This is a genomic window from Arthrobacter sp. H35-D1, assembly GCF_030063185.1.
GTDB lineage: Bacteria > Actinomycetota > Actinomycetes > Actinomycetales > Micrococcaceae > Specibacter.
Window position 1 is genome coordinate 402,154 of record NZ_JASISP010000001.1, and the last position, 14,035, is coordinate 416,188.

The following is a 14,035-nucleotide window of genomic DNA, read 5'->3' on the forward strand; positions in this document are numbered from 1 at the left end:
CACCCGACCACCTGTGGATAACCCTGCACTGTGGATCCGGACGACTGAGGACGTGGCAAGCTGGCGAATGTAGGGGAAACTTCACCCATAATCGCCGGCCTGCCACGTCCTCGACGGCTGGCCGGTCACTTTGGGGAGTGGGCCGCAGAGCTACCTCCCGTAGACCGCCTGGCGAGCCGCAATGTAGCGTTCGCGCACCGTTGTGCCCCACGTGCCTTCCGGCACATAGGACTGCTCAATTCGCCGGCCCCACACCGGCAGCTCGCCGGTGGCCGCCCAAGCTGCCTGCCGGGCAGCGCCCAGGGCCACGTATTCCCGCGGTTCGGGTACTTCCACGGGAACGCCAAACACCGTTGCCGCAGCCTCGCGGAGCGCCCGGGACTTCGCACCGCCTCCAATGAGCAGCACCCGCTCCACCGGAACGCCCAGGGCGGCCAGGGCGGCAAGCCCATCGGCCAGCGAGTTCAACACGGCCAGCACTGACGCCCGCGCCAGGTTGTCGGGAGTCATGTTGGCTCGGGACAAACCGACCATGGTCCCGGTGGCATCGGGCAGGTTCGGCGTGCGTTCGCCGTCGAGATAGGGCAGCAGCGTCAGTCCGCCGGCATCAGGGGCGGCTGCGAGCGCGAGCCGGTCGAATTCAGCCAAGTCCACATTGAGCATGGCGGCCCCGGCCACCATCACGCGGGCCGCATTGATCGTGGCCAGCAGCGGCAGGTGCCGTCCCGTGGCGTCGGCGAAGCCTGCCACCTGCCCGGAAGCATCGTGCACGGGCTCGTCCGAGACGGCAAAAACCGTTCCCGACGTACCAATCGAGACAACGATCTCCCCGGGCGCCAGTTCCAGCCCCAATGCTGCGCCTGCGTTGTCGCCCATGCCTGCACCGACGACGGCGGCATTTCCTCCCCAACCTGGCAGGAGCTTTCCGGCGCTTGCGTTGGGTGCCAGCACGGGCGGCAGCGAGGGGACCCGGCCAAAGAATCGCTCTAGCAATTCGGGCCGGTATTGGTTCTCCAGCGGGTCAAAGTAGGCCGTGCCGGTGGCATCGCTGCGGTCGGTGCTCCACGCACCCGACAGTTGCAGGTTCAGCCAGTCGTGCGGCAGCCCCACGGTCTTCAGCCTGGCCGCTGCTTCGGGCCGGTGCCGGGCCAGCCACGCCAGCTTGGTCAGCGTAAACGAGGCCACGGGGAGCACATTGACCGTGTCCACCCACGCTTCCGCGCCCAGTTCTGCAACCATGAGGGCTGCCTCTTCCGCGCTGCGCACGTCGTTCCACAGCAACGCGTCATGGACGGGCTCGTTGGCTTCGTCGACGCCCACCATGCCATGCTGCTGGGCGGCAACGGCCACCCCGGCAACCCGCTCCCCCAAGGATGGAATGCCCGCAACGGTCCACGCCTCGGCCAATGCCGCGGTCCAGAGGTGCGGGTTGATGGAGGTGCCGTCCGGGTGTGCCGCGGAGCCGGTGGCGATCCGGGAACCCGTGGCCAAGTCCACCGCCACTACTTTGCAGGACTGCGTGGACGAGTCGACTCCCACCACCAGGTCCGCGCTCATGCCGACACCCCCTTGTTGCGCGAATGTGACTGCAATTCCTTCGCCAGCGACTCATCCGCGACGAGTGTGTGGACAATTCCCGCCGCAAGGCACGCTCTAACGGCGTCCGCACGCTCTGCATCCTGCGCCACCGCGATGACCTTTGGGGTGCGTTGGAGTTGTTCAACGGTGACGGAAAGGACCCGTGCATCCAATTCGCTCACCACGGTTTTGCCTCCTGCAGCGATTAGGCGGCCGGAGCATTCGGCAACGGCCCCTTTGTTGATACCGTCCTGGCGCACTGCATTGTCAACGCGATCCCACACAGTTGACAGGTTGGGCGCCCAGGCCCCAATGGCGACAACCGCAAGATCAAGGGAATCCGCTTTTCGCATGGCCTCGGCAATTTCCGGTTGCCGCCGCAGTCCGGAGGCCGTGGCTGCACTGTCCACCACCAACGGCGCCCACATGGGCCAAGTACTCCCGCCACCTGCACGCCCCAAGCGTTGGACAAGTTCCAACGGGTTGCCGCCTCCCGACACGGGCAGTGCCCCGGCAAGCTGGACAATGTTGCACTTGGGCAGCTCCGCCACGTGCCGAGCCGCCAGATCCAAGGTCCGTGACCAGGAGATGCCGACTGTCATGCCTGTGCGTGCCTCGCGCTTGATTTCCTCTGCAACGGCCTGGGCCTGCATGTCGCGCTGCTGAAAGTCGTCCTCCACGGTCTTGACGACCACCACCCGCCGAACGCCGAGGGAAGCGGCGAGCGCTTTGGCGTCAATCTTCGCGTCGCGCCCGGGACGTCGGATTTCAATGTGGACAATGCCTTCGGCACGAGCCTCATCGAGGAAGCGAGCCACTTGGAACCTCGAGATTCCGTGTTCGGTGGCAATCTCAACCTTTGAGCGGTTGTCCAGGTAATAGGCCTGCCCAATGCGGGCGAGCAGCTCCTCATGGGATATTTCCGGCACGTTGCGCCTTCCTTGACTGTAACTTTTGAGCAATCACCCTTGCTCAAACGAGTGTATATGACTAGAGTCACTTAACAAATGAGCAGAATCCATAGTCTCAAATGAGCATCGAGATTGAGAGTGACCAATGAAGTTCCCCCCATTTCGCGCCCCGACAGCGCATCCCGACCGCGCTGGCAGCCGCACAGGCCTCCGTACCACCAAACTGCTCGCCGTGGCGGCGGCGGCCGCACTTGCCTTGGGCGGCTGCGCACCAGCCGGCGGCGACCAGGAAACCATCGTGGTCGCCATAGTGGCGAACCCCCAGATGAGGGACGCCGTCTCCCTTCAGGACGACTTCAAGTCCAAGCACCCCGGCGTCGACGTCAAGTTCGTAACCTTGCCAGAGAACGAGGCCCGCGCCAAGATCACGGCGTCGGTGGCCACCGGCGGCGGCGAGTTCGACGTCGTCATGATCTCCAACTACGAAACCGAAATGTGGGCCGCGAACGGCTGGATCGACAACCTCCAGCCCCTCGCCGATGCCACCGAGGGCTATGACACAGGCGATTTCATCCCCACCATCAAGGATGCACTCAGCTACGAGGGCGACATGTACTCGGTGCCGTTCTACGGCGAATCATCCTTCCTTGTCTACCGCGAGGACCTTTTCAAGGAGGCCGGCATCACCATGCCGAAGAACCCCACCTGGGACGAGATTGGCGAAATTGCCCGCGAGCTCAACGACCCCGCCAAGGACTTCGCCGGCATCTGCCTGCGTGGCTTGGCCGGCTGGGGCGAGGTCATGGCCCCCTTGGACACCGTCATCAACACTTACGGCGGCCAGTGGTTCGACACGGACTGGAACGCCAAGCTGAACACGCCCGAAGTCAAGGCCGCAGTCACCGACTATGTCGACTTGCTGCACGACGCCGGCCAGCCAGGCGCCGCAACCAGCGGCTATGGAGATTGCATCACCCGGTACAGCCAGGGCAAGGCGGCCATGTGGTACGACGCGACGGCCATGGTCTCCAGCATTGAGGACCCCGCCTCTTCCCTCGTCGCAGGAAAGTCGCAGTATGCACCGGCGCCGGTGAAGGAAACCGAGGCCGCAGGGTGGCTGTACAGCTGGTCGCTGGCCATTCCCAGCACCAGCGAACACAAGGACGCCGCCTGGGACTTCGTCTCCTGGATGACCAACAAGGACTACATCAAGTTGGTGGGCAACCAGATCGGCTGGGAACGCGTCCCGCCCGGCAGCCGCCAGTCCACCTACGAGATACCCGAATACGCCGCAGTCGCCAAGGCCTACGCCAAGCCGACGCTCGACGCCATGTACAGCGCCAAGCAGTCCACCAGCATGGTCAACCCCGTGCCGTACCCGGGACTGCAGTTTGTGGGAATCCCGGAATTCCAAGATCTGGGCACCCGGGTCAGCCAGCAAATCTCTGCCGCCATTGCCGGGCAGAAGTCAGTTGACGAGGCCTTGAAACAGGCACAGCAATACGCCGAACCCATTGCAAAGTCATACCAAGAAGGAGGCAAATAATGGCCAACACGCTGGTTGATCGACACAACCTTAAACAACACGCCCGCAAAGAACCCAAAGACGGCGACGGCAGGTCCAAGGCCGAAGGCTGGCGCCGCCGCGGCCCGCTGCTCCCGGCGCTAATCTTCACGATCATCGTCACGCAGCTGCCCTTCCTTGTCACCATCTGGTACTCGCTGCGCAACTGGAACCTGCTGCGTCCCGACGGCAACCAGTTCACCGGGCTGCAAAACTATGTGGACATCTTCATGGACTCCACGTTCCGCAGCTCTGCCGTGAACAGCATCGTCATCACCCTCGGCTGCGTGTTCCTTGCCATGGTCCTGGGCATCATCTTCGCCCTCATGCTCGACCGCAAGTTCCGCGGCCAGGGCGTTGTGCGGACCATGCTCATCACCCCGTTCTTGATCATGCCGGTGGCAGGCGCCACCCTGTGGAGCATCTCCATGCTCAACCCGAGCTTCGGCCTGGTGAACTGGGTCATCTCACTGGTGGGCATCCCGCCCGTCGACTGGACGGCGTCGTACCCCATCGTCTCCATCCTCATGGCCCTGGTTTGGCAATGGACCCCCTTCACCATGCTGCTGGTGCTGGCCGGATTGCAGTCCCAGCCCAAGGACGTCCTCGAGGCCGCGCAGATCGACGGTGCCGGCTGGACCAAGACGTTCCTCTGGGTCACGCTGCCGCAGCTGCGCCGCTACATTGAGCTCGGCGTGCTCCTGGGCACCATTTACGTGGTGAACACCTTCGACCAGATCTACCTCATGACCGCCGGCGGGCCGGGCACAGCCAGCGCCAACCTGCCGTTCTACATCTACCAGCGGGCCTTTCTGGGCTTCGACATTGGCCAGGCTGCCGCGATGGGTGTTGTGGTGGTCATCGCCACCATCATCATCGCCTCCTTCGCCCTCCGCCTGATCTTCCGCAGCTTTGACGCAAAGGACTAAGCCGTGACTACCACCACCACCCCTGCCCCCGTTACCCCGACGACAAAGTCCGACGAACGAAAATCCCGTGAAGCACGACGCCGTTTCACCGGTTCCAGCATCACCACCGTTACGTGGCTACTTGCGTTCATCTTTTTCTCCCCCGTGATCTGGCTTGTCATGACGGCTTTCAAGCCCGAATCCCTTGCCGCTTCCAACCCTCCGGTGTTCTTCTTTGTTCCGACCTTCGAACAGTTCGGGGCGGTCCTTGCCGGCGGGGCCGGCGGGTATTTCCTCAACTCCCTGATCGCCACGGGCGTCTCGACCGTCCTGGTGATCCTGTTGGCCGTGCCGGCCGCCTATGCCGTAAGCATCCGTCCGGTGAAAAAGACCCAGGATGTCTTGTTCTTCTTCATCTCAACGAAGATGCTCCCCGTGGTGGCCGTGATCATGCCCATCTATGTGATCGCCGGCCAACTCAAGGTGCTGGACAACATTGGCACCCTCATCATCCTCTACACGGCCATGAATCTTCCCATCGCTGTCTGGATGATGCGTTCCTTCTTCCAGGAAATTCCGGCAGAAGTCCTCGAGGCGGCATCCATGGACGGCGCCGGGCTGATCAAGACCCTGCGCACCATCTTGATGCCCATGGTCACGCCGGGGCTGGCCGCCACTGCGCTGATCTGCGTGATCTTCGCCTGGAACGAGTTCTTCTTCGCCCTGAACCTCACGGCCGCCAACGCGGCCACGGTGCCAGTGTTCCTGGTTTCGCAAATGACAAGCGAGGGCCTGTTCCTGGCCAAGCTGTCCGCCGCTTCCGTGCTGGCGTCGCTGCCGGTAGTCATCGCCGGCTGGGTGGCGCAAAAGCAACTTGTTCGCGGATTGTCGATGGGTGCGGTGAAATAGGGCATGGCTGAACAACAAATATCAAGAGAGTCCGTTCCGGAAACCATGACGAGCTCGGTGCTTGTCCGACGCGGCGAGCTGCGCACCGAGCAGCGGCCGGTCCCCACGCCGGGCCCTGGGGAGGTGCTGGTGCGGATCACGTCCGTGGGCGTGTGCGGTTCGGACACCCACTACTACACGGAGGGCAGGATCGGCCCGTACGTGGTGGACGCCCCGCTGGTGTTGGGCCACGAACCGGCAGGGGTCATCGTCTCGCTGGGCGAGGGCGTTGCGGACCGCGCTGTGGGTCAGCGCGTCTCGCTGGAGCCGGGCATCCCGGACCCGCTGTCCGCGCAGACGCTGGCAGGTTGCTACAACCTGGACCCGGGAGTCCGCTTCTTCGCCACCCCTCCCATCGACGGCGTTTTTTCCGAGTACGCCGTGCATCCGGGCGCGTTTTGCCATCCAGTCCCGGACTCCCTTTCGGACGACGCCGCCGCCCTGCTTGAACCACTCAGCGTGGCCCTTGCCGCACGGTCCGCCGGCAAGATCCTGATTGGCGACAAGGTGCTGGTGGCAGGCGCCGGCCCCATCGGGCTGCTTATTTCAAAGGTGGCCCAATTGGCCGGAGCCGAGGTCAGCTTGACCGATGTGCGGGCGGAACGCTTGGCCGTTGCCAAGAAGTACGGCGCCGCTCATACTTTCACGGCGGCCCACCAGCCTCCCGTGGAAGCGGAGTTTGACGTGTTCATCGACGCGACAGGTGCGGAGCAGGCCATACTTGACGGTTTGGCCCGGCTGGCCCCTCGCGGGCGCTGCGTCATGGTGGGCATGGGGACGGACACCATTGCCCTGCCCGTGCCGCTGGTGCAGGGGCGCGAACTCATGATCACCGGTACATTCCGTTATGCGAATACGTGGCCAACCGCCATCGCCCTGGCTGCTTCCGGGCAGATCGACTTGGACGGACTTGTCACCTCAACGCACGGCTTGGACGGTGTCGAGGCTGCACTTTTGGCAGGCGCCAACCCCGGCGCCTTGAAGGCAGTGGTGCATCCCTGACCAGGGCCTCGCCCTGCCCGCTCGGTGTTCAGCCACCGGCCACGGACTGAATGACCATCAGTTCCTGGCCGGCGGCTGCTTTCGTTTGCAGCCCGGCCAGCCTGCGCACGTCTTCGCCGTCGAGGTAGATGTTCACGTACCGGCGCAGCTCCCCGGTTTCGTCACGGAGCCTGCGCTCAAAAACGGGAAACTCAGTGCCAATGGCATCCAGGAGCTCCTTCACCAACGCACCCGCGCCCACGTCGAGGCGCAGTTCGTCCCTGCCGTCCACCAAGGGCTGCAACAGCCGCGGCACCAGCAACGTCACTTCGCCGGTCATGGCTCCTCCATAAAGATCAATGCGCTTAAAGTTCGACGACGGCAGCGCGGACACAGAGCACGTCCGGAAGGCGGCTGAGGACCTCGGCGAAGCTCCCGCCTTCATTGGCGCTGGCATAGACGGAGCCTCCCCGGGTGCCGAAGTACACCCCTGCCGGTTCGGCGGTGTCAACGGCGGCAGCATCCCTGAGCACCACGTTGTAGTCGGGTTCCACCACGCCGTCGGCCAACCGTGTCCACGACCTTCCGCCGTCGTCCGTGCGGTGGACAGCCAGCTGTCCCTGCGGCGGAATCCGCTCACCGTCGGCCATGATCGGAACAACCCAGGCGGTGTCCGAGCGGCTCGGATGGGTCAGCACGGTAAAGCCAAAGTCGGTGGGAAGGCCTTCGGCGATGGACTTCCAGCTGTCGCCGGCGTCGTCGGTGCGGTAAACGCCATGGTGATTTTGGGCGTAAAGGACATCCGGGTTGTTGGGGTCGCGGGCCACCTTGTGCACACATTGGCCAAACTCCGGCAGCGGATCCGGCATGAAATAGGCGCCGATGCCCTTGTTCCGCGCTTCCCAGGACTCCCCCGCATCGGTGCTGCGGTAAACACCACCAGTGCTCATGGCGACGTGGATGGTGTTGGGATCTGCCGGACTGGGCAGGACGGTGTGTGCAGCGGCGCCGCCGAATCCGGCACCCCATTCGGACCGGTGCGGATGTTCCCAGAGTCCGCGGTTGAGCTCGAAGTGCTCACCGCCGTCGGTGGACTTCCACAGTGAAATGGGCTCACACCCGGCCCACACAACACCCGGGCGATCCTCACTGTCCGGCTGTATTTGCCATACTCGCTCCAAAGCCGCCCCCGTGTCCGAGGGGAAGCTGATGGCGCCCTGGTCTGGTTCCTGCCAAGTGGTGCCAAGGTCGTCCGAGTGCGCCACGGTGGGGCCCCAGTGTTCGCTGCGCAGACCCACCAAAATTCGGGTGCGGCCATCTCTGGCGTCGATGCCGATGCTGGGGATTTCATGCATGAGAAAGTGCGGTCCGGTAAAGGTGAAGTTGGAACGATCCGTGCTGGTTCCCAGCCAGAGCCCCTTCTTGGTGCCCACCGCCAGCAACGTCGTGCCTCTCCCCTGCGGTTTCGCTTCGTTGTTTGTCATGCAATGAATTCGACCACACCCACCACTGAGCTTCAAGAGGTAACCCGCCGGTAACATCCGCACCCGGCCCCGCCGTGACGCTCCTTCCAGCTCCACATTTTACGTATACCCCATGGGGGTATACGCTGGAAGCATGAACGAAGAAGAGAACACCCACGGTTATTCGGAGGACAAGCTTGCCTTCCTGCGACGCCTCAAGCGCGCCGAAGGTCAGGTGCGCGGCATTGCCCGAATGATTGAAGAGGACAAGTACTGCATCGACGTCCTCACCCAGATGGCCGCCGTCAACAAGGCCCTGCACGCCGTCAGCATCGGCCTGCTCGAGGACCACATTGCCCATTGCGTGGTTGGGGCCGCCAACGAATCCCAAACCACCGGCAACCCGGAGATCGTTGCGGAGAAGGTCACTGAAGCCACCGCTGCCATTTCCCGCCTGCTGAGGAGCTAGCGCCATGAGCAAAACCACCACCATCAACGTCTCGGGCATGACCTGCGGCCATTGCGTCAACGCCGTCACAGAGGAATTGAGCGGACTCAAGGGCGTGGAAAACGTCTTTGTGGAACTCAACGAGGGCGGAATATCCGAAGTTGCCATCACCTCAACCCTGACGCTTGACCCGGCCGAAATCGGCGAAGCTGTTGCAGAAGCCGGCTACCTCGTCGTCGCCAACAACGCCTAACCCACCCTAAGGAGTGCCATGAGCGCAGCAGAGATTTTGTCCCAAACCACCGACTCGGGCCCCCGCATTGTCGAAATCGACATCGAGGGCATGACCTGTGCCTCTTGCGTGAGCCGGGTTGAACGCAAGCTGGGCAAACTCGCAGGCGTTAGCGCTTCCGTGAACCTCCCGCTGGAATCGGCGCTGGTCACGGCCCCCGCCGGCATTAGCGACCAGCAAATCCTCGACACCGTCAAGGCCACCGGCTACGCAGCCACCTTGAAGCACGACGCCGAAACCCGGTCCTCGCCCGCGTCCCACCCGGATGCTGCGAAGGAGAGCCCCAACGACGCAGACGACGCGGACACGGAGCAGAACCACATGGCGCACGGAGGCACCGCGGCCACGCTGCTCCCACGCCTGCTCGCGGCAGCCATCTTGACCATTCCGGTCTTTCTCTTCTCCATGTTCCCCGTTCTGCAGTTCCCCCAGTGGGGCTGGGTTGTGGGCGTCTTGACCCTGCCTGTTGTCACTTGGTGCGCTTGGCCTTTCCACCGCGCGGCAGCCATCAACGCCCGCCACTTCGCGTCCACCATGGACACCTTGGTCTCCATCGGTGTCAGCGCCGCATTTTTGTTCTCCACCGTCACCCTGGTCCTGGATCCGACGTTGACGGCCCACGGCAGTGCCATGGAGGGCCACGCCCCGCTGTACTTTGAAGTCTCCTCCGTGGTGGTGACATTCCTGCTGCTGGGCCGCTATCTCGAAGCGAAAGCGAAGTCCAAGGCGGGCGACGCCCTCAAGGCGCTGCTGAATCTTGGCGCCAAGGAAGCAACAGTGCTGCGCAACGGCGACGAGGTCAAGATCCCGGCGGCAGAGCTTGCCGTGGATGAAATATTCGTGGTCCGCCCGGGGGAAAAGGTTGCCACCGACGGCGTGGTCGTCGATGGCACGTCCGCCGTTGACACCTCGCTCATCACCGGCGAATCAGTGCCCGTCGACGTCACGGTGGACAGCACTGTCACCGGCGCCACCATTAACACCTCCGGGCGCCTCCTGGTCCGGGCCACCCGCGTCGGCAGCGAAACCACGCTCGCCCAGATGGGCCGGCTTGTCAGCTCCGCGCAGGCCGGCAAGGCGCCCATCGCCCGCTTGGCCGATCGGATCAGCGCAGTCTTCGTGCCGATCGTCTTAGTCATTGCCGTGCTGACGTTCGGCCTCTGGCTGCTCTTCAGCCTGCCGGTGATCGGGTCCGCCGACCTCCAGTCCGCGTTCACGGCCGCCGTCGCCGTTTTGATCATCGCCTGCCCCTGCGCACTGGGTCTGGCCACGCCCGTCGGCCTCCTGACAGGCACCGGCCGCGCCGCCCAACTGGGCATCCTCATCAAGGGCCCGCAGGTCCTCGAGGACACGCGCACCGTTGACACCATCCTGCTGGACAAGACTGGCACCGTCACCGAGGGCAGGCTGAGCGTGGTCGACGTCGTACCCCTCGCCCAGGTGCCGGCGGAGGACATCCTGCGCTTGGCAGGGGCTGTGGAGTCCCACAGCGAACATCCCATCGCCCATGCCATCACAGCCCACGCCCGCGAGGCAGGGACTTTGCCTGAGGTTTCCGAGTTCACCTCCGCTCCCGGCGGCGGCGTGCGGGCCACCGTCGACGGTCGCACGGTTCTGGCCGGTCGCGCCGGCTGGTTGGAAGAAAACCACGTCCCGCTGACCCCCGAGGCCATGGCCGCCCTGGCTGAGCAGGAACAACGCGGAACCACTGCCATCTGGGTGGCCGTGGACGGCGAGGCCGCCGGGCTCATCGCGCTCAAGGACACCATCAAGGAAGGGTCCAAGGCGGCCATTGCCAAGCTCAAGGAGCTCGGCCTGCGGCCCATCCTGCTCACGGGCGACAACGCTGCCGTGGCAAGCCAGGTGGCTGCAGCAGTCGGAATTGCCGCCGAGGATGTCCAGTCGGAGGTGCTGCCCCAAGGCAAGGTCGACGCCGTCGTGGCCTTGCAGGCAGGCGGGGCCACCGTGGCCATGGCCGGTGACGGCGTGAACGACGCTGCCGCCCTGGCGCAGGCCGACCTCGGAATCGCCATGGGCTCGGGCACTGACGTTGCCATCCAAGCAGCCGACCTGACGGTCATGGGCAACGACCTGGCCCAGGTGGCCACGGCCATTGCCCTCTCGCGCAAAACGCTGGGGACCATCAAGGTGAACTTGTTCTGGGCCTTCTTCTACAACGCGATAGGCATTCCCGTGGCCGCGCTGGGCCTGCTCAACCCGATGATCGCCGGAGCAGCCATGGCCGCCAGCTCGGTGCTTGTGGTGGCAAACTCGCTACGGCTGCGGCGCTTCGGCAGGTAGTTCCAGCACCGGCTCGGGACCAGCGGCGGCGGGGCCGGCGGAGGCGGGGCCGGCGGAGGCGGGGCCGGCGGAGGCGGGACCAGCGGCGTCAAGGTCAACGGCGTACGCCTCCCCGCGCCGCGGCCACCCGCGCAGCTCGTCCAGCCTGACAAGGACCACGCCAAACATGATGGCCACCCCGCCCATCAGCTGAATGGCGCGGGGCAGCTCGCCAAGCAGCAGCCAGGCCCAGATGACGGCAAAAAGAACCTCGAACAAGGCCACAAAGGAGGCCACCTTGGACCCGAGCCCGCGCGTGGAAATGATGCCCACCAGATAGGAAAGCACCGTGGTGATCAGCACAAGCCCCAGCACGGGAACCAGCCAATGCACCTGCACGCCGGCGAAAACAGGACTGCCAAACGCAAAGGCCATGGGCAGCAGGCCCGTCACGCCCAGCCCGATGATCATCGCAGCCCCCGCCACCATTCCCCCGCCGGCCATGAGGATCGGCGGGACGTTGTCCCCTGACCGGGAGGACATCACAAAGTAGACGGCCGAGCACACCGCCGCCGCCAACCCCCACAAGATCCCTTCGACACTGACCTCCTGGCTTCCGGCCAGATCAAGCACCAACACCAGCCCTGTCATGGCGCTGATGGCACCGACCACTGTCAGTATCCGCGGTTTCTGGCGGGTGCTCAGCCATACCCAGCCCACAAGCAGCACCGGCGAGAGGTATTCCAGCAGCAACGCCACCCCTACGGACAGGTGCTGTACGGCATTGAAGTAAAACAGCTGGCACAGGGCGATCGGCACGATGCCGTAAATGGCTATGCGTCCCAGCGACCCTTTGACCTCCGACCAGCGCCTGACGAGGGTGACGAGGACGGGAATTAACAAAACGACGGCGCCGCCGCCTATGCGCACGGCGACAGCAGCCCCGGGGGACCAGCCGATGTCGAAAAGGGACTTGGCAAAGGGCCCGGACAAGGCAAAGGCGGCTGCCGAGACGAACGCGAGCAGGAGGGCCGAGGAGGGCATCGACTTCCGCGTTCCGGCAGCGGGCGCGAGGGATGGGTGTTTTGCAGTGGTCATGGATGTTCCGTATGTCAGCAGTGATCGGCGTTAGACTAGTGACACTACGCCCGAGGAATGTCAGGAGTCAATATGATCTTTAGTCATGACACAGAGGTGGCTCTGCTGTCCGCCGTCAACCTCATCAACACGGCACCGAGCACAGTGTCCGCCGACGGGACACCAACAGGGCCGGACTCAATGGAAACTGTGGCCCAACTCGACGAATTTGTGGTGCGTGAGGAATTCACCGGCTCACGCGAACATTCAGCCGCCGAGGTCGCGGCGGTGCGCGACATGCGTGCCGAAATGCGCAGCATCTTCAGCGCCGACGAGGACACTGCCGCGGCCACTGTCAACGAACTTCTGGCCCGGGCACAGGCACTGCCGCAGCTGGTCAAGCACGACCAGTGGGACTGGCACCTGCATGCCACCGCACCTGCCGCTCCCCTCGCGCAGCGCATGGGCGTCGAGGCCGCCATGGCCCTTGTCGACGTCATCCGCGCCAAGGAACTGGGACGACTGAAGGTTTGCGCGGCCCCGGATTGCTGCGCCATGGTCATCGACCTGTCCAAAAACCGCTCCCGACGGTATTGCGACACCGGCAACTGCGGCAACCGTGCCCACGTGGCCGCCTATCGCCGTCGTCAATCAGGCCTGGGCAGCGCGGGCCACCCTTAGGAAAATCGAAAGGGGAGCAGTTGCCAATGTTTTATAAAAACATTGGCAACTGCTCCCCTTTCGATTTGGGAAGTGCGAGTCTACTTCATGGTTCCTGCGGACACCGAGCCCTGGAGCTGGCGCTGGAACAGGATGTACATGATCAAAACAGGAACAACCACAATGATCGCCGCGGCAAACAGCGAACCAAAGTCCACAGCATAGCCTTGCTGGCCGGCGAAGGCCGCAATGCCCTGCGAAAGCACGTAGTTCTCCGGATTGGTGTTGATGGCCACGGGAATCAGGTACTGGTTCCACAAGCCCAGGAAGTTGAAGATGGCAACGGAGGCCATTCCCGGCTTGGCCATGGGCAGCATGACCTGGAAGAAGGTGCGCCATTCACCGGCACCGTCAATCTGTGCAGCTTCCGCAATCTCCTTGGGGAGCGCCTTGAAGAAGGAGAACAGGAAGAACACCGTGAAGGGGAGAGCGAACGACACGTAGACGATGATCAGGCCGGGCAGCGTGTTGAGCAGGCCGATGTTCTTGAGGATGAAGAACAGCGGCACGATGGCCAGGAAGATCGGGAACGTCAGGCCGGCGAGCATCAGGTAATAGATGGCGCGCGAACCCGGGAACACGTAGCGGGCCAGGACATACGCACACATGGCCCCCAGCACCATGACGATGACCAGGGCGAAGCCCACCACAATGACAGTGTTGAAGAAGTACAGCCCAATGCCTGCGGTGTTCCATGCACTGACGTAGTTGTCAAACTTCCAGTCCGCCGGAAGTGAGAAGGGTGAGATTAAAATTTCCTTGGTCGTCTTGAAGGACGACAACAAGGTCCAGGCGAGGGGAATGAGCACCATCAGCGCCCACAGGCTGAGCATGACGTGTGAAACGCCGGCCACTACCTTGTCGC

General features: G+C 63.8%; 14 protein-coding genes. 8 read left to right on the forward strand and 6 right to left on the reverse strand.

Translation table 11 applies throughout. The annotated features are described in order from the left end of the window. Positions 1–150: 150 nt before the first annotated feature. Positions 151–1,557: a xylulokinase gene (xylB, locus tag QMG25_RS01885; RefSeq protein WP_283456720.1), complete on the reverse strand. Its 1,407-nt coding sequence runs from the start codon at positions 1,555–1,557 to the stop codon at positions 151–153. Then, the gene (locus QMG25_RS01890; protein WP_283456722.1) at positions 1,554–2,507 is read right to left on the reverse strand and encodes a sugar-binding transcriptional regulator; all 954 of its coding nucleotides are present in this window, start codon (positions 2,505–2,507) and stop codon (positions 1,554–1,556) included. The genes xylB and QMG25_RS01890 overlap by 4 nt, the downstream gene beginning before the upstream one ends. Before the next feature lie 127 nt (positions 2,508–2,634). Here QMG25_RS01890 and QMG25_RS01895 point away from each other — a divergent pair, with 127 nt between their 5' ends. Genes QMG25_RS01895 through QMG25_RS01910 form a run of 4 tightly spaced genes read left to right on the forward strand, consistent with a single transcriptional unit; the run spans position 2,635 to position 6,911 of the window. After that, positions 2,635–4,035, forward strand: a complete 1,401-nt coding sequence (locus QMG25_RS01895; protein ID WP_283456724.1) for an ABC transporter substrate-binding protein — start codon at positions 2,635–2,637, stop codon at positions 4,033–4,035. Then, positions 4,035–4,982: a carbohydrate ABC transporter permease gene (locus QMG25_RS01900; RefSeq protein ID WP_283456726.1), complete on the forward strand. Its 948-nt coding sequence runs from the start codon at positions 4,035–4,037 to the stop codon at positions 4,980–4,982. The genes QMG25_RS01895 and QMG25_RS01900 overlap by 1 nt, the downstream gene beginning before the upstream one ends. Positions 4,983–4,985: 3 nt before the next feature. Beyond that, positions 4,986–5,870: a carbohydrate ABC transporter permease gene (locus QMG25_RS01905; RefSeq protein WP_502866326.1), complete on the forward strand. Its 885-nt coding sequence runs from the start codon at positions 4,986–4,988 to the stop codon at positions 5,868–5,870. Between the two features lie 3 nt (positions 5,871–5,873). Next, complete coding sequence (locus QMG25_RS01910) at positions 5,874–6,911, forward strand: NAD(P)-dependent alcohol dehydrogenase (protein ID WP_283456727.1); 1,038 nt, start codon at positions 5,874–5,876, stop codon at positions 6,909–6,911. A gap of 28 nt (positions 6,912–6,939) precedes the next feature. On the opposite strand, the gene QMG25_RS01915 is transcribed toward QMG25_RS01910, so the two are convergent. Both QMG25_RS01915 and QMG25_RS01920 read right to left on the reverse strand, forming a co-directional pair. Continuing rightward, on the reverse strand, positions 6,940–7,230 hold the full coding sequence (locus QMG25_RS01915) for a MoaD/ThiS family protein (RefSeq protein WP_283456729.1): 291 nt from the start codon (positions 7,228–7,230) through the stop codon (positions 6,940–6,942). A 25-nt stretch (positions 7,231–7,255) separates the two neighbouring features. After that, positions 7,256–8,374, reverse strand: coding sequence for a WD40/YVTN/BNR-like repeat-containing protein (locus QMG25_RS01920; protein ID WP_283456731.1), 1,119 nt, complete (start codon positions 8,372–8,374; stop codon positions 7,256–7,258). 133 nt (positions 8,375–8,507) lie between these two features. On the opposite strand from QMG25_RS01920, the gene QMG25_RS01925 reads away from it, so the two are divergent. The 3 genes from QMG25_RS01925 to QMG25_RS01935 are packed head-to-tail and all read left to right on the forward strand — an operon-like array spanning position 8,508 to position 11,394. Continuing rightward, positions 8,508–8,822 (forward strand): metal-sensitive transcriptional regulator, encoded by a 315-nt coding sequence (locus QMG25_RS01925; RefSeq protein WP_283456732.1) that lies wholly within the window; start codon positions 8,508–8,510, stop codon positions 8,820–8,822. 4 nt (positions 8,823–8,826) lie between these two features. Then, a complete protein-coding gene (locus QMG25_RS01930) occupies positions 8,827–9,054 on the forward strand; it encodes a heavy-metal-associated domain-containing protein (RefSeq protein WP_283456734.1) in 228 nt (75 codons plus the stop codon). Positions 9,055–9,072: 18 nt separating this feature from the next. Then, positions 9,073–11,394, forward strand: coding sequence for a heavy metal translocating P-type ATPase (locus QMG25_RS01935; protein WP_283456736.1), 2,322 nt, complete (start codon positions 9,073–9,075; stop codon positions 11,392–11,394). On the opposite strand, the gene QMG25_RS01940 is transcribed toward QMG25_RS01935, so the two are convergent. Further along, positions 11,368–12,471: an EamA family transporter gene (locus QMG25_RS01940; protein ID WP_283456738.1), complete on the reverse strand. Its 1,104-nt coding sequence runs from the start codon at positions 12,469–12,471 to the stop codon at positions 11,368–11,370. The genes QMG25_RS01935 and QMG25_RS01940 overlap by 27 nt on opposite strands. 72 nt (positions 12,472–12,543) lie before the next feature. On the opposite strand from QMG25_RS01940, the gene QMG25_RS01945 reads away from it, so the two are divergent. Beyond that, on the forward strand, positions 12,544–13,131 hold the full coding sequence (locus tag QMG25_RS01945; RefSeq protein ID WP_283456740.1) for a CGNR zinc finger domain-containing protein: 588 nt from the start codon (positions 12,544–12,546) through the stop codon (positions 13,129–13,131). 80 nt (positions 13,132–13,211) lie between these two features. On the opposite strand, the gene QMG25_RS01950 is transcribed toward QMG25_RS01945, so the two are convergent. Then, a complete protein-coding gene (locus tag QMG25_RS01950; protein ID WP_283457361.1) occupies positions 13,212–14,003 on the reverse strand; it encodes a carbohydrate ABC transporter permease in 792 nt (263 codons plus the stop codon). Positions 14,004–14,035 lie beyond the last annotated feature (32 nt).

Coding starts and splice junctions, on each gene's coding strand:
- QMG25_RS01920 (WP_283456731.1), bottom strand. CDS start 8,374: ATGACAAACAACGAAGCGAAACCGCAGGGGAGAGGCACGACGTTGCTG.
- QMG25_RS01940 (WP_283456738.1), bottom strand. CDS start 12,471: ATGACCACTGCAAAACACCCATCCCTCGCGCCCGCTGCCGGAACGCGG.
- QMG25_RS01945 (WP_283456740.1), top strand. CDS start 12,544: ATGATCTTTAGTCATGACACAGAGGTGGCTCTGCTGTCCGCCGTCAAC.
- QMG25_RS01950 (WP_283457361.1), bottom strand. CDS start 14,003: ATGCTCAGCCTGTGGGCGCTGATGGTGCTCATTCCCCTCGCCTGGACC.
- QMG25_RS01930 (WP_283456734.1), top strand. CDS start 8,827: ATGAGCAAAACCACCACCATCAACGTCTCGGGCATGACCTGCGGCCAT.
- QMG25_RS01910 (WP_283456727.1), top strand. CDS start 5,874: ATGGCTGAACAACAAATATCAAGAGAGTCCGTTCCGGAAACCATGACG.
- QMG25_RS01935 (WP_283456736.1), top strand. CDS start 9,073: ATGAGCGCAGCAGAGATTTTGTCCCAAACCACCGACTCGGGCCCCCGC.
- QMG25_RS01925 (WP_283456732.1), top strand. CDS start 8,508: ATGAACGAAGAAGAGAACACCCACGGTTATTCGGAGGACAAGCTTGCC.
- QMG25_RS01895 (WP_283456724.1), top strand. CDS start 2,635: ATGAAGTTCCCCCCATTTCGCGCCCCGACAGCGCATCCCGACCGCGCT.
- QMG25_RS01900 (WP_283456726.1), top strand. CDS start 4,035: ATGGCCAACACGCTGGTTGATCGACACAACCTTAAACAACACGCCCGC.
- xylB (WP_283456720.1), bottom strand. CDS start 1,557: ATGAGCGCGGACCTGGTGGTGGGAGTCGACTCGTCCACGCAGTCCTGC.
- QMG25_RS01915 (WP_283456729.1), bottom strand. CDS start 7,230: ATGACCGGCGAAGTGACGTTGCTGGTGCCGCGGCTGTTGCAGCCCTTG.